Below are 20,388 nucleotides of genomic sequence, written 5' to 3' on the forward strand. Positions count from 1 at the left end.
AGCCGTCATTCCGGCAGCAGGGCTTGGCACGCGATTCTTGCCAGCGACAAAAGCGATGCCGAAGGAGATGCTCCCTGTCGTCGACAAGCCCGCGATTCAGTACGTCGTGGAAGAGGCCGTCGCGTCCGGTCTGAGTGACATTCTGATGGTGACGGGCCGCAATAAGAACGCCCTCGAGAACCACTTCGACCGCATGACAGAGCTCGAAGCCATGCTCGAGCGCAAGGGTGACCACTCCCGCCTCGCCAAGGTACGAGAGGCCACCGAGTTGGCCGACATCCATTACGTGCGCCAGGGGGACCCGCGTGGGCTCGGCCACGCCGTTCTTCGTGCTCGCATGCACGTGAACCACGAGCCCTTTGCGGTTCTTCTCGGTGACGACATCATCGACGCCCGCGACACGCTGCTGACCACCATGATCGACGAACAGGTGAAGCGCAACACCAGCATCGTCGCCCTCATGGAGGTTGACCCGTCGATGATTCACATGTACGGCGCCGCGGCTATTGAGGCCACCGACGACCCGGATGTGGTGCGCATCACGGGGCTCGTCGAGAAGCCCAGTGCCGAGGAGGCCCCCTCCAACCTGGCGATCATCGGCCGTTACGTGTTGCGTCCCGAGATCTTCGACATTCTCGAGCACACCGAGCCGGGCAAGGGCAACGAGATCCAGCTGACGGACGCGCTTCAGGAAATGGCGGTCAACCCCGAGGAGACCGGTGGCGTGTATGGCGTGATCTTCCGTGGTCGCCGCTATGACACGGGGGACCGTCTGGACTACATCAAGGCCATCGTGCAGCTTGCCGTTGATCGTGACGACCTCGGCCCCGACCTGCGCCCGTGGCTGCACGACTTCGTGGGCACGCTCGACAAGTAAGCTTTTCTCGAACCCGTCCGGGCAACCCCGGACTCATCGGAATCTCCCAGCCCAGAAGCGGCCGGGTCAGCTCCATGCAAACAGACAGGTCATACGTGCCACTCGCCATTCCCACCCTCAGGGAGGGCCTCGTCACCCTGAGACCAGTGCGCCTGCGTGACGCGAAGGTTCTCGAGGGTGAATTGCTTGACAACCGATCGTGGCTGCGCAAGTGGGAGGCGACCAACCCCTACGCGCCGATGTCCTTCGACTCGCGGGCGAGCATCCGTGGTTTGTTGTCGCATGCGCGGGCCGGCAACGGGCTGCCGTTCATTGTGGAGTACGACGGCCAGCTGGCCGGGCAGCTCAACGTGTCATCGATCGCGTGGGGCTCCCTCTCGTCAGCGAGCGTGGGCTACTGGGTGGGGGAGCGGTTCGCCGGAAAGTCGGTCACGCCCACGGCCGTCGCCCTCGCCACCGATTACTGCTTCTACCAGCTCGGCCTGCACCGCATGGAGATCTGCATTCGCCCGGAGAACGCGCCGTCCCTGCGGGTGGTCGAGAAGCTCGGCTTCCGTTACGAGGGCCTGCGTCGCCGTTTCATCCACATCAACGGCGATTGGCGCGACCACTTCTGTTTCGGCCTCGTGGCCGAGGAGCTCGATCAGGGTGTGATGCGGCGCTGGAAGGACGGCCGGGTTCCGGCCGATGCGGCCACGGTTTCTGAGGCGGACCGGGAGCGTTCGGCGCATCCGTTGGCCGTGAAGACGCGTTAGTCGTTGTACAGATACAAATTATGTCAAATATCGAGGACACACCACCCGTAATCATGCCCGGATCGCACGCCAACTCTTACCGTTGTGAACATGACTGGTGAGGCTCTGGGTGGTGGAGTGATGGTAGCGGTGGCTGCTGTGCTCTGGGTGGCGTATCTGATGCCCACCTGGTCGCGTCGACGGGAGTACCTGGCGACAGAGCGAAATGCGGTGCGGCTGCAGCAGACGCTGCGCATTCTGGCGGAGACGGCCGAGGTTCCCCGTCAGGTTCGGCTGGAAGCGAACGCCCGCACCGTGGCCGAACAACAGAAGATTCTCGCTCAGACCGAGTCAGCGGCGCGCAGTGCCGCCCGCGCCGCAGCGCAGGCGAAGGCCAAGTCCGAAGCCGAAGCCCACGCGGCCGAAGAGGAGGCCGCGGCTGCGGCTCGCGGCGTCGCCGCGGCCATCGAGGCTGCCAATCGCGTGCCCGTGCCGGTGTCACCCGCGAAGATCATGCGTCGGCTGCGTCGCGGACGCGCCCTCAGCTCCCTCGTGCTGCTGACGGGAGTGCTGTGCCTGCTGGGCGGCATCGTGCCCGTCGTGGCGACCGGATCCTGGTTGCTGCTCGGAATGGGGGTGGCCACAATTCTGGCCGCCTTCCTCACCCTTTCCCGCCTCGCGAAGGTGGCGCGCACGGCCCGTGTCGTGCATGTGTCGGCGCCCGAACGCGTTCGTCTCACCGGTCAGCCCTTCGAGCCCGTTCACTTCGAGGAAGACGCTCCCGCTGTGGCCCAGACGTGGACCCCTCGGCCGCTCCCTCGCCCAATGCACCTCTCGCGCGGCTCGATCGCCCAGACCGCCATGGCCTCCGTCGACGCGGCGGCCCAGCTGCGTCGTGCGGCCATCGAGGCGGACATCGAGCGTCGGGCGTCGCAGATCACGGCCGGTGCCGCCCCCGGCGCCGCGCCCGCGCCCGCTCCCGGTTCCGGTCGCTGCGCCCGCCGCGGATAGCCGCTTCGCCGCGATGGGCATCGTGGGCGAGACGGAGCCGGGCATGACCGACCTTGACGCCGTGCTGCGTCGTCGTCGCGCGGTCGGCTAGACCCCCGACGGGTAGGTTGTGGTCGCATGAACGGCCTAGTGGCAACGACGAGGTGCCCGGCCGTGATATTCTGCATAGGCAGTCAGGGGCTATGGCGCAGTTGGTAGCGCGTCTCGTTCGCAATGAGAAGGTCAGGAGTTCGAATCTCCTTAGCTCCACCACTGTCACGACACCGATGGGCCGGCATCCGCGAGGATGCCGGCCCATCTGTGTATTGGAATCTGTGCGTCTGTCAGAATCTGTGCGTCCGTCAAAATCTGTGTGTCTGCCGCGATTAGTGCCGGTGCTCCGTTGTGACCGGCTCCTCAGCGCCCTGGTCGAGCCTGAACGGCGGGTACTCGTCGCGCAGCAGGCCCACGTAGGTGATCACGCGGAAGATCCAGCGGTTGATGCCGAGCACCAGGCCGAACAGTCCCGGCAGATATCGGCCCGTGAACAAAAGCGCGATGGCGGCGATCAACACGAGCAGTCCGATCAGTGACAGGTCCCAGCCTCCCCGGTACGTGTTCCAACCCCCGTACGCGGCGGCCGTGAAGGCGGAAACGATCAGCAGATGGGGGATCGCCAGCAGCCAGGACTTGACGAAGATCAGGCCACGCGACAGGTGTTCCGGATAGTCCACGTCGAAGTCGGCCGGGTAGTCGGTCTTCTCGAGTGTGAAGGGCGGGTACCGGTCCGTGCCGAGGGCAGCGTAGCCGTAGTAGCTCACGCGCCAGCTCCACCGCAGCACTCCCACCGTAAAGGCGAAGAGGGACCGGGGATAGCGTCCCGTGAAGAGGATGGCGAACCATGCGATGACCGTGACAATCCACACGGCAGTCCAGAGGAAAGCCAGGAGCAGCAGATGGGGAATCAGGAGGAACCACTTGAACAGCCACAGCCAGCGGGACAGCGTCGGATCGAGATGACCGACGAGCAGCGCGGGATAGGCTGCCACGATCGTTGGAGCGGTCCGTTCGGGAACGGTCCCTTCAACGCCGGGGCTGCCCGGTGTGTCTTTTGGCTGACGCCGTCCTAGCGAGGTCGCGGCGACCACGATGAGGGCAATCCCGATCAGCAGACCGATCAGGCCCCCGATGATGAGCGCGGCGGCGAGCGGCGCGAAGAGGTCGGATCGCAGTCCGGCATTCGCGACCACGTCAACGCCGGGGCTGGCGTCCTCGTTCATGATCACGATCGTCCAGTTGTCGGCCGTCATGCCGTCGCCGGAATCCCAGATGAGCTGCTGCGTTCCCGTGCCGGCAATCGAGATCTGCCAGAAATCCTGCTCACCGGGCGGGGCGGGTGTTTCGCTGCCCGGGAGCACGCGGTAGACCACAGACCCGGGGATGCTGTTCAGGCTCGCGACTTCCGAGTGCCGCACCGCCTCCAGGTAGCCGTTGACGTCGGACGTGCGGGCGATTCCCATAAAGATCGGTTGATCTGCTTGCAGCGATGCCGCCTGCACGCGCAGGGTCGCGAAGCCGTCGGCCGTTGCGGTCATGCCGGCGGTCTGAATGGGTTCGGAGGTGATCGCGTAGGACGCCACCGACAGCGTCGTGGAGGGGCTGTTGAGAAACCCGTTTTCGCCCTGCTGGGCGGTGACCAGAGCCGTCACCGTTCCGCCCAGGAGTGTGCCCAGGCCGATTGACGTGATCAGCGATCCCACAATGATCAGTGCGAGGAAGGCTGCTCTCGCACCGCGTGAATATCGGGGTGGCTGTGAACCTATCGTTGACATTGACATCCGCATGGCCTCGGCATTCGCTCGTGGGGAATAGCTCGTGGGTTCTAGCTTCGTGGGATTCTAGCGTCGGTGGGGATGAGCTCTGGTGGGGGGCTAGGTCGGTGTGGGCGGGGTCAGTTGGGGTTGCTCGATGGGTGAGCGCGGGCGGCGCCGTCCCGACGCGGCCATGTGCAACGATTGTGCCCCGAAACGCCCGGTTACGGGGCGGCAGACCCAGGAAATCTGAAACTTCCTACCGATTCGGGTGTTGCAGCTTCTGCGTGATCTTATGGGCCTCGTCGAGCAGCATCTGCCCCAGGTACGGCTGGCGGCCCGCGCGGAACCGTGGCTCGATTCCGGTGAGGGAGAGCGCCCAGGCGGGGCGGTTGGCGCGGTCGAAGATGGCTGCGCCCATGCCCCAGCTGCCCTCGAGGATGAGCTCGGGGTTGACCGCGTAACCGGTGGCCCTGGTCTGCTCGATATGCGCGCGGATCGCGTCGGGGGAGTGCTGCTCGCCCCAACGCTCAATGAAGGCTTCGTCTTGCACGAGCAGCTGGTCGACTTCATCGGCCGACAGGTAGGCCATGATCGCGAGGCCGGCGGATGCGACGCCCAGCGGAAACCGCACGCCCTCGTGCAGCACGAACGAGCGAATAGGAAAGCTGCCCTCCTCGCGCACAAGACAGATTGTCTCGCTTCCCCGCCTGATGGAGAGGAAGGCGCTCTCTCCGGTTTCCTCGGCCAGCCGCCGCAGGCTCGGCCGGGCCAGGTCTTCAATCGGATACGACTGTGCCGCAACGGAGCCCATGACGAAGATTTCGGGCCCGTACCGCCAGGTACCGGTGCTGGAGTCGTGGTCAAGTAGGCCTTCGCCGAGCATCGACGTGAGCAGTCTGTGAACCGTCGGCCGGGTGAGCCCGGATTCGCGCACGAGCTGAGCGAGGGGCCTGCCCGCTGGGTTCTGGCCGACGAGGCGCAGGAGAAGGGCCACTCGGCCCACGACCTGGGCGCCCTGCACGGGGCCGGGCGAGCCGGACGGTGCTGGGGTGGCCATGGATATCCGCTTTCCGCCGCTGAATCGTCTGATGTCCATCATATGGACATTTAGCACCCCGGCGACCACTCGGTGGATCATTTCCGCGAATGGCAAACGCGATGCATTGACAGGGACAAGGCGATCGCGGTTGTCTAGAGGGAGAATCAGCGTGGTCCACAAGATGGACGCGACCTGAAACCGCAGTCCACTCAAAGAGGAGATCCAGTGACCCAGGTGCACACAAGCGCGGCCGATGCCCTCGGCGGCCTACTGACAGACGGCATGGTGCTCGCGGTGGGGGGTTTCGGCATCAGCGGCATTCCGTCCGACCTCATCGACGCGGTGCGGGACTCCGGTGTCCAGAACCTCACGGTGGTCTCCAACAACCTGGGCATCGACGGCAAGGGCCTCGGTGTGCTGCTCGAGGCCGGCCAGGTGCGCAAGGTGATCGCCTCGTATGTGGGCGAGAACAAGCTATTCGCTGAGCAGTTTTTGGCCGGTGCACTCGAGGTGGAATTCAGCCCCCAAGGGACGCTCGCCGAGCGTCTGCGCGCCGGCGGCGCCGGCATCCCTGCCTTTTACACGAAGACGGGCGTGGGCACGCTGATCGCCGAGGGCAAGCCGCTCGCCGAGTTCGATGGCGTGACGTACCTGCAGGAACGCGGAATCGTGGCGGATGTCGCGCTCGTGAAGGCGTATATGGCCGACACCCGCGGCAACCTCGTGTACCGCTATACCGCGCGCAACTTCAATCCGGTCGTCGCGACGGCCGGCCTGGTGACCATCGCCGAGGCCGAGCACATCGTGCAGCCGGGCGACATTGAGCCTGACCACGTGGTGACCCCCGGCGTCTACGTGCAACGGCTTGTCCAGTCGTCCAACCGGGTCAAAGACATCGAACAACGCACCGTGCGCACCCGCCCGGCTGCGGCCATGACAGCAGCGGCATAAGGAGAAGTGACATGACCTGGACACGCGACGAAATGGCCGCGATTGCGGCCGAAGAACTGGCCGACGGCGACTACGTGAACCTGGGGATCGGAATTCCGACCCTCGTGGCGAACAACCTGCCGGAGGGTATCTCCGTGACGCTGCAGAGTGAGAACGGCCTGCTCGGCATGGGCCCGTTCCCCTTTGAGGGCGAGGAAGACGCCGACCTCATCAACGCCGGCAAGCAGACCGTCACGGTGCTGCCGGGCGGGTCCATCTTCGACTCGGCCGCCTCGTTCGGCATGATCCGGGGCGGGCACGTGAAGGTCGCCATCCTCGGGGCCATGCAGGTGGCCGGCAACGGCGACCTCGCCAACTGGACCATCCCGGGCAAGATGGTGAAGGGTATGGGCGGCGCGATGGACCTCGTGGCCGGCACCCCGCGCGTGGTCGTGCTCACCGAGCACGTGGCCCGCGACGGTTCCGCCAAGATCGTCACGGAGTGCACCCTGCCACTCACCGGCCTCGGCGTGGTCGACCGCATCATCTCCGACCTCGCCGTCTTCGACGTGACCGGGAACGGCCTCGTGCTGCAGCGCCTCGCTCCCGGCGTGAGCGTCGCCGAGATCGCCGAGAAGACCGAGGCGGCGTTCACCGTGGCCGCCGAGCTGCAGGAGGCTCTCGTATGAGCCTCCGCGAACAGTTCGGCCGGGACGTGCTGCTCACCGGCTGGGGTCACAGCCGCTTCGGCAAGCTCGCCGACGACACTCTCGAGACCCTCATCGTGCAGGTGGTCACCGAGGCCATGACGAACGCCGGCGTCGACGCATCCGCTATCGACGAGATCTATCTCGGGCAATTCAATTCCGGGCTCGTGCCGCTCGGCTTTCCGTCGTCGCTCGTGCTGCAGGCCGATGCGGGCCTCGTGAACGTGCCGGCCACCCGCGTGGAGAACGCGTGTGCCTCCGGTTCGGCCGCGCTGCAGCAGGGCGTGAAGTCGATACTGGCCGGAACCGCGCGCACCGTGCTCGTGGTCGGCGCGGAGAAGATGACGCATGCCCCGTCCGAGCTCGTGGGCTCGGCGCTGCTCGGTGCCGACTACGACATGGCCGGCCGGCACTCCACCGCCGGCTTCACCGGCCTGTTCTCGCACGTGGCGCGCGAATACGCGGGCCGCTACGGCGCGATCGGCGACGTGCTCGGTTCGATCGCCGCGAAGAACCACCGCAACGGCGTGGCCAACCCCTACGCGCAACTGCGGAAGGACCTCGGTGAGGAGTTCTGCCAGACGGTGTCGGACAAGAACCCCATGGTCTCCGACCCGCTGCGTCGTACGGACTGCTCGCCGGTCTCGGACGGCGCGGCCGCCGTGGTGCTCACCTCGGCTGGCTTCACAACGGATGGCGCAGCCACCGACCCGGTGCGCCTCGCCGGTTTCGCGCAGGCGAACGATTTCCTGCCCGCTGCCCGCCGTGATCCCACTGCATTCGCGGCCACCCGGGTGTCGTTCGAACGCGCGCTGGCCATGGCGGGAGTGGGACTCGACGACCTCGACTTCGCCGAGGTGCACGACTGCTTCACCATCGCCGAGCTCATCATGTACGAGGTGATGGGGCTCACTCCTCCCGGCGAGGGCCGCCGCGCCATTGCCGAGGGCTGGGTCTACCCCGACGGCAAGCTCCCCGTGAATGTGTCGGGCGGGCTCAAGGCCAAGGGGCATCCGGTGGGCGCCACCGGCGTCTCTCAGCACGTGATCTCGGCCATGCAGCTCACCGGAACGGCCGGGGATATGCAGCTGCCCGTGGCCCGACGCGCGGTCGTGCAGAACATGGGCGGTGTGGGTGTGGCCAACTACGTGAGCGTGCTCGAGGCGATGTAACCGCCGTGTGGTGGGCATCGGTCGCTGCGCGGGATGACGGTAAAATAGGAAGGATTGTTGAACAATCGGCTTAAGTAGGGCATTCTTGAGGGAAGAATTTTCTCGAGACGGAAGGCGACGATGCCCACCAGCGACCGAAACACCAGCGATCTGAACAGCATTGATTTGAACAGCGATGTTGGAGAATCCTTCGGCAACTGGACCTTTGGCGACGACGCCGCCATCATCGCCTCCGTGTCCAGCATCAACGTTGCCTGCGGATTCCATGCAGGTGACCCGAGCACCATCCGCGCCACCTGCACGGCCGCCGCTGCCGCCGGCGTGACCGTCGGCGCCCACCCCGGCTACCGGGACCTGGCCGGCTTCGGCCGCCGGTTCATCGACATGAACCCCGCCGAGCTCACCAACGACGTGGTCTATCAGATCGGCGCGGTGCAGGCCCTGGCTCGGGTCGCGGGCACCGAGGTGCGCTACGTAAAGCCGCACGGCGCGCTGTACAACTCCATCGTGCACCACCCGGCTCAGGCTCGCGCGGTGGTCGAAGCCGTGCTCGACGTTGACGCGAACCTGCCCGTGATGGTGCTGCCGAATTCGGAGATCGAGCGCGCTGCCCGCGCCGCCGGACTGCGCACCGTGGCCGAGGGTTTCGCCGACCGGGCCTACAACGCCGATGGCACGCTCGTCTCCCGGGCGCTGCCGGGAGCGGTGCTGCACTCGGTCGAGGCCGTCACCGAACACGTGCTGCGCCTCGTCGGTGACGGTCAGGTGCGCGCCGTCGACGGCTCGCTCATCTCCATCAACGTGGAGAGCATTTGCCTGCACGGCGATACCCCCGGCTCCGTCGCGCTCGCCGCGTCCGTACGCGCAGCCCTCGTCGCCTCCGGCGTCACGATCTCCAGCTTCATCTAAACGGATGTCCGACCACATTCACGAGATCAGGCCGGCGGGAGACCGCGCGGTGCTGGTGCAGCTCGGCAGCCTCAGTGACGTGTTGCGGCTGCAGCACGCGCTCGCGCAGCATCCGCTCGAGGGCCAGGTCGACGTGGTTGCCGCCGCGCGCACCGTTCTCGTGACCGGGGACTCCGTGCGCACCGCGCGCCGCTTCGCTGACGCCCTCCGCGGCCTCGACATCGGTGCGGAGGCTTCGGCCGACGATGCCCTCGTGACCCTCGACGTGATCTACGACGGCGATGACCTCGACGATGTGGCCACGGCCACCGGGCTGAGCCGCGACGCCGTGATCACGGCGCACACGGGCCAGGCCTGGACAGCGGCTTTCGGCGGATTCGCCCCCGGATTCGCCTACCTGGTGGGCGAGAACGATACCCTGACCGTGCCGCGGCGCGACACCCCGCGCAAGGCCGTTCCCGCCGGTTCGGTCGCCCTCGCCGACAACTACTCGGCTGTGTATCCGCGGCAGAGCCCCGGCGGCTGGCAGCTCATCGGTCGCACCGACGCCGTCCTGTGGAACCTCGACCACGAGCGACCGGCCCTCGTGCAACCCGGCAACCGCGTGCAGTTTCGGGCCGTGCGAGAGTTCATGCTGGCCGCGCCCGTTGCCGCCGAACCTGTTGTCGCAGTGGCTGTCCCGGAGGTCAGCGGCGGAGTGCTCGTCGTCGACCCGGGCGTGCAGACCACCATCCAGGACCTCGGCCGGCCCGGCTACGCCCACCTCGGCGTCACCGGCGGCGGCGCCCTCGATCGCGGCGCGCTGCGTCGTGCCAACCGGCTCGCGGGCAACGAAACGGATGCCGCGGTGCTCGAAAACGCGCTCGGCGGCCTGTGCCTCGAAGCCGTCACCGACCAGGTCTTCGCGGTCAGCGGCGCCGGCGGTGACCTCAGCATTGTGGGTGTCGCATCCAAGACCGCCCGGGAGTCCACAGACCGTCAGGTGCCGCGGGATGCTCCCTTCGCACTGCTCGCGGGGGAGCGGCTCACGCTCCACGCACCCGAGTGGGGCGTACGCAGCTACCTCGCCGTGCGCGGCGGCATCGACACGCCCCTGATCCTCGGCAGCCGTTCCACCGACACACTGTCGGGCGTCGGTGCGGCGCCGCTCAGGCATGGCGACGCGCTCGTCGTCCATGAAGCGCCGCCCACGAGTATCGTCGGCAACCCGGAGCCCTCGCCGGCCGAGCCCGCCGAGGTCACCGAGGTGCGTTTCGTTGCCGGGCCGCGCGCCGACTGGTTCGGCGCCGAATCGCTCACGCGGCTGAGCGCCGTCGAGTGGACCGTGACCGCACAGTCCAACCGCATCGGCCTGCGGCTCGACGGCGAACCGCTCGAACGCTCACGCCCCGGCGAACTGGCCAGCGAGGGAACCGTCGCGGGGGCGATCCAGGTGCCGGCCTCCGGCCTCCCCGTGCTGTTCCTCGCCGACCACCCCGTGACCGGCGGCTATCCCGTGGTGGGTGTCGTCGTGGCGAGCGACCTCGACCTGGCGGCGCAACTTGCCGCGGGCGCGCGCATCCGTTTCATACCCGTATCAGAACAGACAGTAGAGAGCTGACCCCGTGCAGAAAGTATTGATCGCCAACCGTGGCGAAATTGCCGTGCGCATCATCAGGGCCTGCGACGACGCCGGCCTCGACTCCGTGGCCGTGTACGCCGATGTGGATGCCGATGCGCTGCACGTGGCCGAGGCTACCGAGGCCTACGCCCTCGAGGGGAACAGCCCCGCAGACACGTACCTCAACGTGAACAAGCTGCTCGGGATCGCCATGCGTTGCGGCGCCGACGCCGTGCACCCGGGTTACGGGTTTCTCTCCGAAAACGCTGACTTCGCCCAGGCCGTTCTGGATGCCGGGCTGGTCTGGATCGGCCCGACACCCGAGAGCATCCGAATTCTTGGTAACAAGGTGTCCGCCCGTGAAATCGCCATTCGAGTGGGCGCTCCGCTCGTGGCCGGCTCGGAGGGCACGGTCGAATCGGGCGCCGAGGTTCGCGCCTTCGCAGAAGAGCACGGCCTTCCGGTGGCCATCAAGGCTGCGTTCGGCGGCGGCGGTCGCGGCATGAAGGTGGTCTGGAAGCTCGACGAGGTGGAGGAGGCCTTCGACTCCGCCGTGCGGGAGTCCCAGGCCGCGTTCGGCCGCGGCGAATGCTTCGTGGAACGGTTCCTGCACGAGCCGCGCCACGTAGAGGCGCAGATCCTTGCCGACGGCGCTGGAAACGTCATCGTCGTCGGAACCCGCGACTGCTCGCTGCAGCGCCGCAACCAGAAGCTGGTCGAAGAGGCACCCGCGCCCTTCCTCACGCCCGAGCAGCGCGAGCGGATCTATACCTCGGCCAAGGCCATCTGCCGCGAGGCCGGCTACACCGGGGCCGGCACCGTGGAATACCTGCTCGGCCAGGACGGCAGCGTGTCCTTCCTCGAGGTGAACACCCGGCTGCAGGTGGAGCACCCGATCACCGAGCAGACCTCCGGTATCGATCTCGTGCTCGCCCAGCTGCAGATCGCGGCCGGCGGCCCGCTCCCGGTGGACAGCGACCCCGAGCCGCGCGGACATGCCTTTGAATTCCGCATCAACGCCGAGGATCCCGGTCGAGGCTTCCTGCCCTCACCCGGCACGGTCACCCGATTCGTGACCCCCACCGGCCCCGGCATCCGGGTTGACTCGGGGGTGCGAGAAGGTGGCATTGTTCCGGCGCAGTTCGACTCCCTGCTGGCCAAGCTCATCGTGACCGGTGCGGACCGCCAGCAGGCCCTCCGCCGTGCCCGCCGTGCGTTGAAGGCTTTCGAGATCGAGGGGCTGCCGACAGTGCTGCCCTTCCACCGCGCGGTCGTCGAGACCGAGGCTTTCAGCAGCACCGACGGCCTCGGCGTGCACACCGGCTGGATCGAGGGCGACTTCGCGGAGACCATCCAGACCGATCCCGCCTTCCACCCCGTGGCACCCGAGTCCGAACGCCGCACGATCTCGATCGACCTCGACGGCAAGCGGATGTCCCTCGGCCTGCCCGCTGCCCTGCTCGCGGGTCTCGCTCGCGGGGCCGGAGCGGACGCCGTGTCCGCGGCCTCGCCCGCCGCCGAGGAGACCGTCGACCCGACGTCGCTCCGCGCCACGATGGGCGGAACCGTCGTGAAGTGGCTCGTGGAGGAGGGCGAACCCGTGGCCGAAGGCGAAGCCGTTCTCGTGCTCGAGGCCATGAAAATGGAGTCCGTAGTGGTGGCGCACCGCAGCGGCGCCCTCACGGGCAAACTCGTGCAGGTGGGGGACGCGGTTGCGGCACACGCGGCCGTCGCATCCGTTGTCGATTGAGCAGCGCGGCGATTGAGCGGCGCGTCGGCTGAGCAGCGTGTCGACTGAGGGGTGCGGTGAATGCGCCATCGGCTGAGGTGTCGATCCCATAGGTTGGGACTATGACTCTCGACGATATTCTGCAGGACCTGCGTCGACAGAGCCCGGACCCCAAGCATGCCGAAACCGGAATGTGGGTCGCTTCCCTGCTGCGCGAGCGCATCGCGGCCGGCCAGCTCGCTCCGGGCGCGAAACTTTCTGAGCAGGCGCTCAGTGAGGTGCTCAGCGTTTCACGCAACACGCTGCGGGAGGCGTTTTCCACGCTCGCTTCCGAGCACGTGGTGGTGCGGCTGGCGAACCGGGGCGTTTATGTGGCGCGGCCGTCGATCGACGACATCCGCGAGATGTATCGCGTACGGCGGTTTCTCGAGCCAGCCGCTCTGTTGTGGTCGCCGGCGGGGGACACCGCGCCTCTGCACGCCGCCGTGGCACGTGCCCGCGAGTCGAGAGAGATCGGGTCGGTTCCGGACATGGCGGATGCGAACCAGAAATTCCACGCGGCCCTCGTGGCGCTCACCGGCAGCGAACGCCTGGTGCTGCAGATGACCCAGGTGCTTGCCGAGATGCGGCTGGTCTTTCACTCCATGGTGGCCGACGCCGGGTTTCACGCGCCCTACATCGAAGAGAACGCCCGCATCGTTGAGCTCCTCGACGCGGGATTTCGCACCGAGGCTGCCGAGGTGATGACCGAATACCTGCACCGCGCCGAGCAACAGCTCGTGACGGCCGTGAGTCAGCCGACCGGCTGATTCCCCGTGTTGATGCTGAAATGTATTGATATTCATCGATATATAGGGCCATACTGGTTACATCGATCGTAATCGATATAACCAGAATAAGGAGAACGCCGTGGCTGTCATTCGAATCTACGAGCCGGCACTGTGCTGCGATACCGGGGTATGCGGCGTCGACGTCGACCAGTCTCTGGTGGAGCTGACTGCCGCGGTTCGCAGCCTGCGCGAGCGCGGCGCGGATATCGAACGGCACAATCTGGCCACCGATCCGATCGCCTTCACTACCGACGACACCGTTCGCGCATTCATGCACGTTGTGGGATCGTCCGGCCTGCCGCTCACCATCGTCGACGGTGTCACCGTCGCGACCGGCGCCTACCCGGCACGGTCGCAACTGCTCGCCTACGCTGGTCTCGCTCCGGCCGGTCTCGCTCCGGACGACGAGACTCCGGTGGAGCGCCCACAGCTGGGGCTGACCGAGTCTCGGCCCGACCGCAAGGCCGAGAGCGGATGCTGCAGTGCCTCCGCTGCCTCCGCTGCCTCCGACGGCTCCGGCTCCTGCTGCTGAGGCACGTCGTGAAATTTCTCGACGACCCGCCCCGTTTCCTGTTCTTCACCGGCAAGGGCGGGGTGGGCAAGACATCCGTCGCCTGCGCCACGTCCATTGAACTCGTTGGCCGCGGTCTGCGGGTGCTGCTGGTGAGCACGGACCCGGCATCAAACATCGGCCAGGTTTTCGGTCGCTCCGTCGGCAATACCGTGACGCCGATCGATGAGATTCCCGGGCTGTTCGTTCTGGAGATCGATCCCGAGCAGGCAGCCGACGCGTATCGGGAGCGCATCATCGCGCCGGTGCGGGGGTTGCTGCCCGACAGCGAGCTCGCGAGCATCGCCGAGGGTCTCTCTGGCTCGTGCACGACCGAGGTCGCGTCCTTCGACGAGTTCACGAATCTGCTGACCGACGACGGCCTGCTGGAGCAATATGACCACATTGTGTTCGATACCGCTCCCACCGGCCACACCATTCGACTGCTGCAGCTTCCGGGCTCCTGGACCGAATTCCTCGACGCGGGAAAGGGCGACCCGTCGTGCCTCGGACCGCTCTCCGGTCTGGAAAAGCACAAGACGGTGTACGCCGAGGCTGTAGCGGCGCTGGCTGACCCGGCGCGCACACGGCTTGTTCTCGTGGCCCGTGCCAGGTGTCTTCTCTGGGGGAAATCGACCGTACGTTCCTCGAACTGCAACAAATCGGCATTCAGGGTGGCTTCGTCGTCATCAACGGGGTACTGCCCGCCCTCGCAGGCGCTGAGTCGATTGCGGCGGCGGTGCGCGCTCGGGAGTCCGAGGCGCTGGCGACCCTGCCGAGCGCGATTGCGGGGCTTCCTCGCGATGTCCTCGAGTTGAAGGCCGACAATATGATGGGCATCGCGGCCCTGAGCACGCTGTTCCACGACTCGCCGCGGGTTCCGTCGGAGTCGGTCGGTCGGGCCGTCGTCCCTATGCCTGATGCGCCGCTCGGTCGATTCGTGGACGAGCTGGAGCAGGCCGGACATGGCCTCGTGCTGTGTATGGGCAAGGGGGGCGTGGGCAAAACCACCGTCGCCGCCGCGATCGCGGTCGCCCTGGCCCAGCGCGGTCATTCCGTGCACCTCACCACCACGGACCCTGCCGCGCACCTCGCCGAGACGCTCCACGGGAGCGTTCCGGGCCTCCGGGTCTCGCGCATTGATCCGGAACAGGCGATCCGGGAGTATCGGGATCACGTGATGGCGACGAAGGGGAAGAACCTCGACGAGCATGGGCGAGCCGCCCTGGCCGAAGACTTGATGTCGCCGTGCAGCGACGAGGTTGCGGTCTTCCGGCAGTTCTCGAAGGCCGTATCCGAATCGCGCCGGGAGTTCGTCATCGTCGACACCGCTCCCACCGGCCACACGCTGTTGCTCCTGGATGCCACCGGCTCGTATCATCGCGAAATCTCCCGGCAGATGGGCGACAGCATGTCGTTCGTCACCCCGCTGATGAGGCTGCAGGATCCGGCGTTGACCCGGGTGATCCTCGTCACTCTGGCCGAGACCACACCGGTGCTGGAGGCTCAAGGATTGCAGGACGACCTGGAACGTGCCGGTATCCATCCGTGGGGCTGGGTCGTGAACAACTCGATCGCGGCGGCGCATCCGGAAACGCCGTTTCTGCGGGCCAGGGCCGCGAACGAACTCGAACAGATCGAGACGGTTCGCGCCTGCGCGGAGCGGGTCGCGATCATCCCTCTGCTCGCGAGCGAACCGATCGGGGTACACAAGCTCGCCGCGCTCACTGCGAAGGCGGATCAGCCGGTCTGAGTGCCGGTCGCTAGGCTGGGGCGCATGGTCACGCGTTATTGGAGGGTCTCGGTCGCGGGGATGATGCTCGGCTTCATTCTGGGAGTCATGATGTTCTTGCTCGTGTTGGCGCCACAGTCTGACGGCGCCGCGTATGCCAGGGGTTGGGATGCCGTGCGGTCGGCGATCTCGTACGGTGTCGTCGGCCTCATCGTTGCCGCGGCGGCCTGGGTCGGTGGATGCTCGGCGGTTGCGCTGCGGGACCACCGATTGAAGAGGGAGCCGGGTGCACGAGCCGCTGCAGCCGCAGTCGGAGCGGCGGCGGGTACGGTCGTGCTCGTCGTCGTGTTCGTTGTCGTCATTAGTGGAGCGACTCCAAATTCTGCACCGGGGTTCTACCCGGGGTTTGTGGGGCTGGCCTTCGTACTAGCCGTGATCTCGTCGATAGCGGCGGCAGCATTGGTCCACTATGCCGAGAAGCCTCGACGAGCCGGTCGCGTGAAGTCATCCCCGCCGATTCGTGAAAGCCGCTGGACCACCTTCTAGCCGACCACCTTCTAGCCGACAGCCGACAGCCGACAGCCGACAGCCGACAGCCGACAGCCGAAAGCCGACAGCTGAAAGCGGAAAGCGGACGGCCGGCAGTAGGCAGCTCAAGCGGGGGAGGGGTGCAGTGTCGACCGGGATGTATTCCAATTGACCGCGTAAGGCCCCTTCTCTCGGCGGCTAGAAGGGTGCGGTGTTGATGCCTGTGTTGGGGATCTTCCAGGGGTCGAGCCAGGTGTTTGGTTTCGATGCTGGTTCGGTCGTGGGGATGGTCGGTCTGATTCGGGTGGCGGGGTGGGTGGCGTAGTGCTTCCCGGCCGGGCTGGTCCAGTTCAGGGTGCCGTCTGCGCCTTGTTCAACCGCCCATCCCGTTTCGTGCTTGACCCGGTGGCTGCGTTTGCAGAGGTTGGCGAGGTTCGAGAACACGGTTTCACCGCCTGATTCCCAGGGGATGGTGTGGTCAATGTCGCAGTCCTGCGCCCGCCGGTTACACCCGGCCGCGCGGCACGATCCGTCGCGCAGTTGCAGCCAACGCCGCAGTTCTGTCGGCACCTTGTACTTCGTGCGTCCGAAAGACAGCACCGCGCCCGTCTCGGGGTGGATGAGGATGCGGGTGAAGCTGCTCGCGGTGCCGGCGATTCGGCGGGCGGTTTCCGGGTCGATCGGCCCGAACCCCTCCAAGGTGCCGGGTTCCTCACTCTTACCCATCAGCGTGAGCACCGGGACGGTCACGTACACGTTGCCGCGAATCCCGGCGCCGAGCCCCGTCGCGGTAACGCCGCCCAGGAGCAGGTCGACGGCGACGTCGGTGCGCAGTTGCGGGAGGGTGCGGGTTTCGACAGGCTCAACCAGCGATGATGACTGGAGGTTCTTCGCCATCGCCTCAACCCGGTCCCTGATCGCACTGGCATCCTCATTGCTCAGGGTCATCTCCAGGTACGCCATACCGTCACGGCCCGGGCCGACAAAGAAACACCGATCAGCCAGGGCGCGTTTGTGCCGCACGGTGATCGACTCCGGGTGGGTCAGCTCCCGAATGCGGATGGCTTTCTTCTTAAATTGCGGCACCGTCAGGGTCTCACTCTCAGTGAGAGCCTCTCGTTCGAAGTCCTGCCAGGCCTCATCGGGGAGGGCCAGAACGTTGTCGATGATGACCTCGACGTGACGGTAACTGATGTCCCCCCGGCGGAGGGCCTCTCTTGTCGCGGGCAGCTTGTGCTGGAGAAGTTCGCTGTGGCACATGAGGTTGCGGGTGCAATTCTCTGTCAGCGTCAGCAGGCACGCGAGTTCAGCGACGAGGCCCTCGTGCGCGGCCGTCATCGACGACCACTCCACGTACCCTTTCCTTCCACGAGCGGCCGTGGTGGGTCGGCCGGTCTCGGCCGTCGCCTGGGTCCAGCGCACGATCTCATCGACCGCGGCCGCCCGCGCGGCCTGCGCCGCACAGATCGCCCGGTCGTGCTCTTTCACCGCATCGAGCAAGCGGAGCTGGGTGTCGGCCGTCTCACGCTCTGCGGGCGTGAGGCCGACGGGTTCGGGCGGGCTGCTGCCCGCGGCATCCTCCGGTGGAGGAACTTCATTGGTGTTCTCCATGACTAAATTTTCCCATGGACCACTGACACTGTTCGAGAAAACCTCACCATTGTGGAGAAGTTATTCGAAGCATTATTCGCAGCGCGGGTGGCGAGATCGGCTCGCGAGGTCTCGAGACGCGCCGTAGACGGCGCTCCTCGACCGGCGGGAGGGGCGCTCCTCGACCGGCGGGAGGGGCGCTCCTCGACCGGCGGGAGGGGCGCTCCTCGACCAGCGCTTGGGTCGGGACCGGCGGGGTGAGGCGGGGCAGAGGAAAGCGAGAATTTCTCGAAAACTCGACGTGCGCACAGGCCCTGAATCTACAATGAATACGGAGTTGACATTCGTGACGCCTCGCATGAGTTTCCGCAGGCCCGCCTCGCCGCTCGACACACGTCGGCAGGGCGATTTCGGATACCTGCAACCCGGCGAGATCTACCTCGACGCCGCCTGCCAGAGCCTGCGCCCGCAGCCCGTGATCGACGCATTGACCGACTACTACACGACCTACAACGCGTGCGGCGGACGCGTGAAGTACGCCTGGGGAGTGAAGGTCGACGAGCAGGTGTCCGATACCCGCCGGGCCGTGCTCACCCTGCTCGGCCTCTCCCCGCGAAGTTATGCCACCTCCTTTACCCTCAACACCACCTACGGTCTCAATCTGCTGTTGCAGCAGCTGCCGATGGGCCGTGTGGGGCGGATCGTGACCAGTCACATCGAGCACAACTCGGTGTTCCTGCCCACCATGACGGCCGCCCGACGACTGGGCGTCGAACGACTGGTGCTGGACCGCGCCACAGACGGCGCGTTGCTCTATGAGCCCGCGCAGCTGGAGAAGGCCGTTGTCGTCGTCAACTCGGCCTCCAACATCGACGGTCGACAGCTCACCAACCTCGCCGAGCTCGTGCACGACACCCACGCTCGCGGCGGCATCGTCGTTGTCGACGCGGCGCAGTCCATGGGGCACGGTCGGGCGTTGCTGCAGGAGACGGAAGCGGATGCGATCTGCTTCTCCGCGCACAAGATGTACTCCGCCAGCCTCGGCGTCGTCGTGGCCCGCCACGACCTGCTCGCCGCCCTTGACCTCTCTTTCGTGGGTGGCGGCATGGTGGCCGACGTGCGCGAGGAGGATTTTGACCTCGTGCATGGCGACCCGGCGTCGGTGCTGGAACCGGGGCTGCAGGCCTGGGGCGAGATCATCGCGCTCGGTCGGGCGATCGAATGGCTCGGCAGCATCCGCCCCGGCGGACTCGCGCCCGCCGAGCACCTCACGCGGCTGTCCCGGCGACTCTACGACGGGCTCGCCGATATTCCCGGACTCACGTTGGTCAACACGGAGGCCAGTCCGGTGATCAGTGCCTACGCCCCTGCCCAGGACTCACACCGGCTCGCGGTGTTCCTGTCGCACTCGCAAATCATGGCGCGCAGCGGATACTTCTGCGCCCACCACTACCTCAAAGAACAGCTCGGGCTGCCCCCGTTGCTGCGCTTCTCCCTCGGACTGCACTCCACGGAGTCGGACATCGACGCGGCCACTCAGACCCTCGGGCGGCTGGTGAAGGGTTTGCACTAAGTGTTCTGTATCGCGGCGTTCATCGTTCTGGTCGTCATGGCCATATTCTCGGCGCGCTACCGGCGCTACGTGGGCAAAGCCTGGACCTGCACGTGGCGTCGGGTCACCTTCCGGCCCTGTGACACGACGTTCAAGCAAGACGTCAAGGACCACCTGCTCGCACCGATCGCGGCACGCCGGCCTGGTCTGGTGCGCCCGGCGAGCATCACTCTCGAGGTGCTTGCGGTGCTGGTGATCCTCACCACCGTCTGGTCGGGGTACACCGTGGTGAAGAGTGCCGCAAACCTGTACGTCTACGGCACCTGCAACAAACAAGACTCGGCGTCCTGCAGCCTCGGTGCCGAGGCGTGCTCGGTCACCGACGAAACGCCCGACTTCATGTCATCCCTCGGAGCGTTCGACGTGATCGGAGCGTTCGGTAACGAGTTCAGCAGCCTCGGCGAGACCTTTGCCGCCATCCCCGCCCGCTTCCGCACCTGGACGGCCGAAGAGTACCTACCCGCCAACGCCAGCTATCTCACCGAGAATGCCGCGAACCCCATCGCCGTCGAGGTCATCGACCCCGGCTGCCCCACCTGCAAGGCCCTCCTGCAGAACATTGAGGATTCCGGCTTTGCCCAGACCCACAACCTCACGTACATCGCCTACCCGATTGAGGGTGCCGACGGTTACAAGTTCCCCAACTCGCTGCTCGTGACCCAGTATCTCGAGGCACTGCGGCTGCACCCCCTGGCTGGCGCGGACACTCCCGTGGACTGGCAGGTGATCGAGCGCCTCTTCACCGAGAAGACGGATACCGGCCTGCCCTGGCAATCCGCCCTCAAGTCGATGGACACGGCTGAGGCCACCGCGACTCTCGCCGGCTGGCTCGAGGAGTTTGGCCTCTCCGCCGACCAGATCGACGTCGTCGTGGCGGAGGCGGGGTCTGACGCCGTCGCCGACATCGTCGCCGCCAACAAGACTCTGGTGGAAGACAAGATCGCCACCGTGAAGATCCCCACGATCATCTTCGATGGGCGCCGCCACGACGGTCTGGTCTCGGTCGACGGGCTTCGGTAGCGGTCTGCGACAGCTGTCGTGGAGT

General features: G+C 66.4%; 17 protein-coding genes, 1 tRNA gene and 1 pseudogene. 16 read left to right on the top strand and 3 right to left on the bottom strand.

All coding sequences use genetic code 11. The features are described from left to right. The 4 genes from galU to JF66_RS03400 all read left to right on the top strand — a co-directional run. Positions 1 to 877 (top strand): UTP--glucose-1-phosphate uridylyltransferase GalU (gene galU, locus JF66_RS03385; RefSeq protein WP_231556274.1); only part of this gene is annotated, 877 nt, incomplete at its 5' end. Between the two features lie 74 nt (positions 878 to 951). After that, complete coding sequence (locus JF66_RS03390; RefSeq protein WP_051973070.1) at positions 952 to 1,632, top strand: GNAT family N-acetyltransferase; 681 nt, start codon at positions 952 to 954, stop codon at positions 1,630 to 1,632. Positions 1,633 to 1,722: 90 nt separating this feature from the next. Beyond that, positions 1,723 to 2,622, top strand: a complete 900-nt coding sequence (locus JF66_RS03395; protein ID WP_231556275.1) for a hypothetical protein — start codon at positions 1,723 to 1,725, stop codon at positions 2,620 to 2,622. Positions 2,623 to 2,798: 176 nt separating this feature from the next. After that, a tRNA-Ala gene (locus JF66_RS03400) sits at positions 2,799 to 2,874 on the top strand. 113 nt (positions 2,875 to 2,987) lie between these two features. On the opposite strand, the gene JF66_RS03405 is transcribed toward JF66_RS03400, so the two are convergent. Next, a complete protein-coding gene (locus tag JF66_RS03405) occupies positions 2,988 to 4,433 on the bottom strand; it encodes a DUF4389 domain-containing protein (protein ID WP_051973072.1) in 1,446 nt (481 codons plus the stop codon). 238 nt (positions 4,434 to 4,671) lie between these two features. Further along, positions 4,672 to 5,472, bottom strand: a complete 801-nt coding sequence (locus tag JF66_RS03410) for an IclR family transcriptional regulator (protein ID WP_051973073.1) — start codon at positions 5,470 to 5,472, stop codon at positions 4,672 to 4,674. A gap of 264 nt (positions 5,473 to 5,736) precedes the next feature. Between JF66_RS03410 and JF66_RS03415 the strand changes: the two genes are divergently transcribed. The 10 genes and pseudogenes from JF66_RS03415 (at position 5,737) to JF66_RS03460 (ending at position 16,159) form a co-directional block, all read left to right on the top strand. After that, positions 5,737 to 6,405: a CoA transferase subunit A gene (locus JF66_RS03415; RefSeq protein WP_369797940.1), complete on the top strand. Its 669-nt coding sequence runs from the start codon at positions 5,737 to 5,739 to the stop codon at positions 6,403 to 6,405. An 11-nt stretch (positions 6,406 to 6,416) separates the two neighbouring features. Then, entirely contained in the window at positions 6,417 to 7,073 is a 657-nt protein-coding gene (locus tag JF66_RS03420) for a CoA transferase subunit B (RefSeq protein ID WP_035875245.1), read from the top strand. Next, positions 7,070 to 8,263 carry an acetyl-CoA acetyltransferase gene (locus tag JF66_RS03425; protein WP_035875249.1) on the top strand — a complete coding sequence of 398 codons (1,194 nt, stop codon included), beginning with the start codon at positions 7,070 to 7,072 and terminating at the stop codon, positions 8,261 to 8,263. Before JF66_RS03420 ends, JF66_RS03425 begins: the two co-directional genes overlap by 4 nt. A gap of 150 nt (positions 8,264 to 8,413) precedes the next feature. After that, positions 8,414 to 9,172: a LamB/YcsF family protein gene (locus JF66_RS03430; RefSeq protein ID WP_035875310.1), complete on the top strand. Its 759-nt coding sequence runs from the start codon at positions 8,414 to 8,416 to the stop codon at positions 9,170 to 9,172. A gap of 4 nt (positions 9,173 to 9,176) precedes the next feature. Next, complete coding sequence (locus JF66_RS03435; protein WP_035875251.1) at positions 9,177 to 10,772, top strand: 5-oxoprolinase/urea amidolyase family protein; 1,596 nt, start codon at positions 9,177 to 9,179, stop codon at positions 10,770 to 10,772. A 4-nt stretch (positions 10,773 to 10,776) separates the two neighbouring features. Next, entirely contained in the window at positions 10,777 to 12,522 is a 1,746-nt protein-coding gene (locus JF66_RS03440; protein WP_035875253.1) for a biotin carboxylase N-terminal domain-containing protein, read from the top strand. Positions 12,523 to 12,623: 101 nt separating this feature from the next. Continuing rightward, positions 12,624 to 13,310: a GntR family transcriptional regulator gene (locus JF66_RS03445; RefSeq protein ID WP_035875255.1), complete on the top strand. Its 687-nt coding sequence runs from the start codon at positions 12,624 to 12,626 to the stop codon at positions 13,308 to 13,310. 100 nt (positions 13,311 to 13,410) lie between these two features. Further along, positions 13,411 to 13,863, top strand: a complete 453-nt coding sequence (arsD, locus tag JF66_RS03450) for an arsenite efflux transporter metallochaperone ArsD (RefSeq protein WP_035875257.1) — start codon at positions 13,411 to 13,413, stop codon at positions 13,861 to 13,863. A gap of 8 nt (positions 13,864 to 13,871) precedes the next feature. Further along, positions 13,872 to 15,634 (top strand): annotated as a pseudogene (gene arsA, locus JF66_RS25205) (arsenical pump-driving ATPase). Positions 15,635 to 15,658: 24 nt separating this feature from the next. After that, positions 15,659 to 16,159 (top strand): hypothetical protein, encoded by a 501-nt coding sequence (locus tag JF66_RS03460; RefSeq protein ID WP_156109631.1) that lies wholly within the window; start codon positions 15,659 to 15,661, stop codon positions 16,157 to 16,159. Between the two features lie 180 nt (positions 16,160 to 16,339). Here JF66_RS03460 and JF66_RS03465 read toward each other — a convergent pair whose 3' ends face one another. Further along, positions 16,340 to 17,752: an HNH endonuclease signature motif containing protein gene (locus JF66_RS03465; protein WP_051973074.1), complete on the bottom strand. Its 1,413-nt coding sequence runs from the start codon at positions 17,750 to 17,752 to the stop codon at positions 16,340 to 16,342. Positions 17,753 to 18,089: 337 nt separating this feature from the next. Between JF66_RS03465 and JF66_RS03470 the strand changes: the two genes are divergently transcribed. Next, positions 18,090 to 19,304: an aminotransferase class V-fold PLP-dependent enzyme gene (locus tag JF66_RS03470; protein ID WP_231556276.1), complete on the top strand. Its 1,215-nt coding sequence runs from the start codon at positions 18,090 to 18,092 to the stop codon at positions 19,302 to 19,304. Further along, positions 19,305 to 20,363 carry a hypothetical protein gene (locus tag JF66_RS03475; protein ID WP_035875263.1) on the top strand — a complete coding sequence of 353 codons (1,059 nt, stop codon included), beginning with the start codon at positions 19,305 to 19,307 and terminating at the stop codon, positions 20,361 to 20,363. Positions 20,364 to 20,388: the final 25 nt, after the last annotated feature.

This window comes from Cryobacterium sp. MLB-32, assembly GCF_000738085.1.
Classification (GTDB): Bacteria; Actinomycetota; Actinomycetes; order Actinomycetales; family Microbacteriaceae; genus Cryobacterium.

What these genes read in the sequence shown, in the direction of transcription:
- JF66_RS03410 (WP_051973073.1), bottom strand. Translation starts at nt 5,472, where the DNA reads ATGGCCACCCCAGCACCGTCCGGCTCGCCCGGCCCCGTGCAGGGCGCC.
- JF66_RS03470 (WP_231556276.1), top strand. Translation starts at nt 18,090, where the DNA reads ATGAGTTTCCGCAGGCCCGCCTCGCCGCTCGACACACGTCGGCAGGGC.
- JF66_RS03460 (WP_156109631.1), top strand. Translation starts at nt 15,659, where the DNA reads ATGGTCACGCGTTATTGGAGGGTCTCGGTCGCGGGGATGATGCTCGGC.
- JF66_RS03405 (WP_051973072.1), bottom strand. Translation starts at nt 4,433, where the DNA reads ATGTCAACGATAGGTTCACAGCCACCCCGATATTCACGCGGTGCGAGA.
- JF66_RS03420 (WP_035875245.1), top strand. Translation starts at nt 6,417, where the DNA reads ATGACCTGGACACGCGACGAAATGGCCGCGATTGCGGCCGAAGAACTG.
- JF66_RS03445 (WP_035875255.1), top strand. Translation starts at nt 12,624, where the DNA reads ATGACTCTCGACGATATTCTGCAGGACCTGCGTCGACAGAGCCCGGAC.
- JF66_RS03465 (WP_051973074.1), bottom strand. Translation starts at nt 17,752, where the DNA reads ATGGAGAACACCAATGAAGTTCCTCCACCGGAGGATGCCGCGGGCAGC.
- JF66_RS03395 (WP_231556275.1), top strand. Translation starts at nt 1,723, where the DNA reads ATGACTGGTGAGGCTCTGGGTGGTGGAGTGATGGTAGCGGTGGCTGCT.
- JF66_RS03425 (WP_035875249.1), top strand. Translation starts at nt 7,070, where the DNA reads ATGAGCCTCCGCGAACAGTTCGGCCGGGACGTGCTGCTCACCGGCTGG.
- JF66_RS03415 (WP_369797940.1), top strand. Translation starts at nt 5,737, where the DNA reads ATGGTGCTCGCGGTGGGGGGTTTCGGCATCAGCGGCATTCCGTCCGAC.
- JF66_RS03390 (WP_051973070.1), top strand. Translation starts at nt 952, where the DNA reads ATGCAAACAGACAGGTCATACGTGCCACTCGCCATTCCCACCCTCAGG.
- JF66_RS03435 (WP_035875251.1), top strand. Translation starts at nt 9,177, where the DNA reads ATGTCCGACCACATTCACGAGATCAGGCCGGCGGGAGACCGCGCGGTG.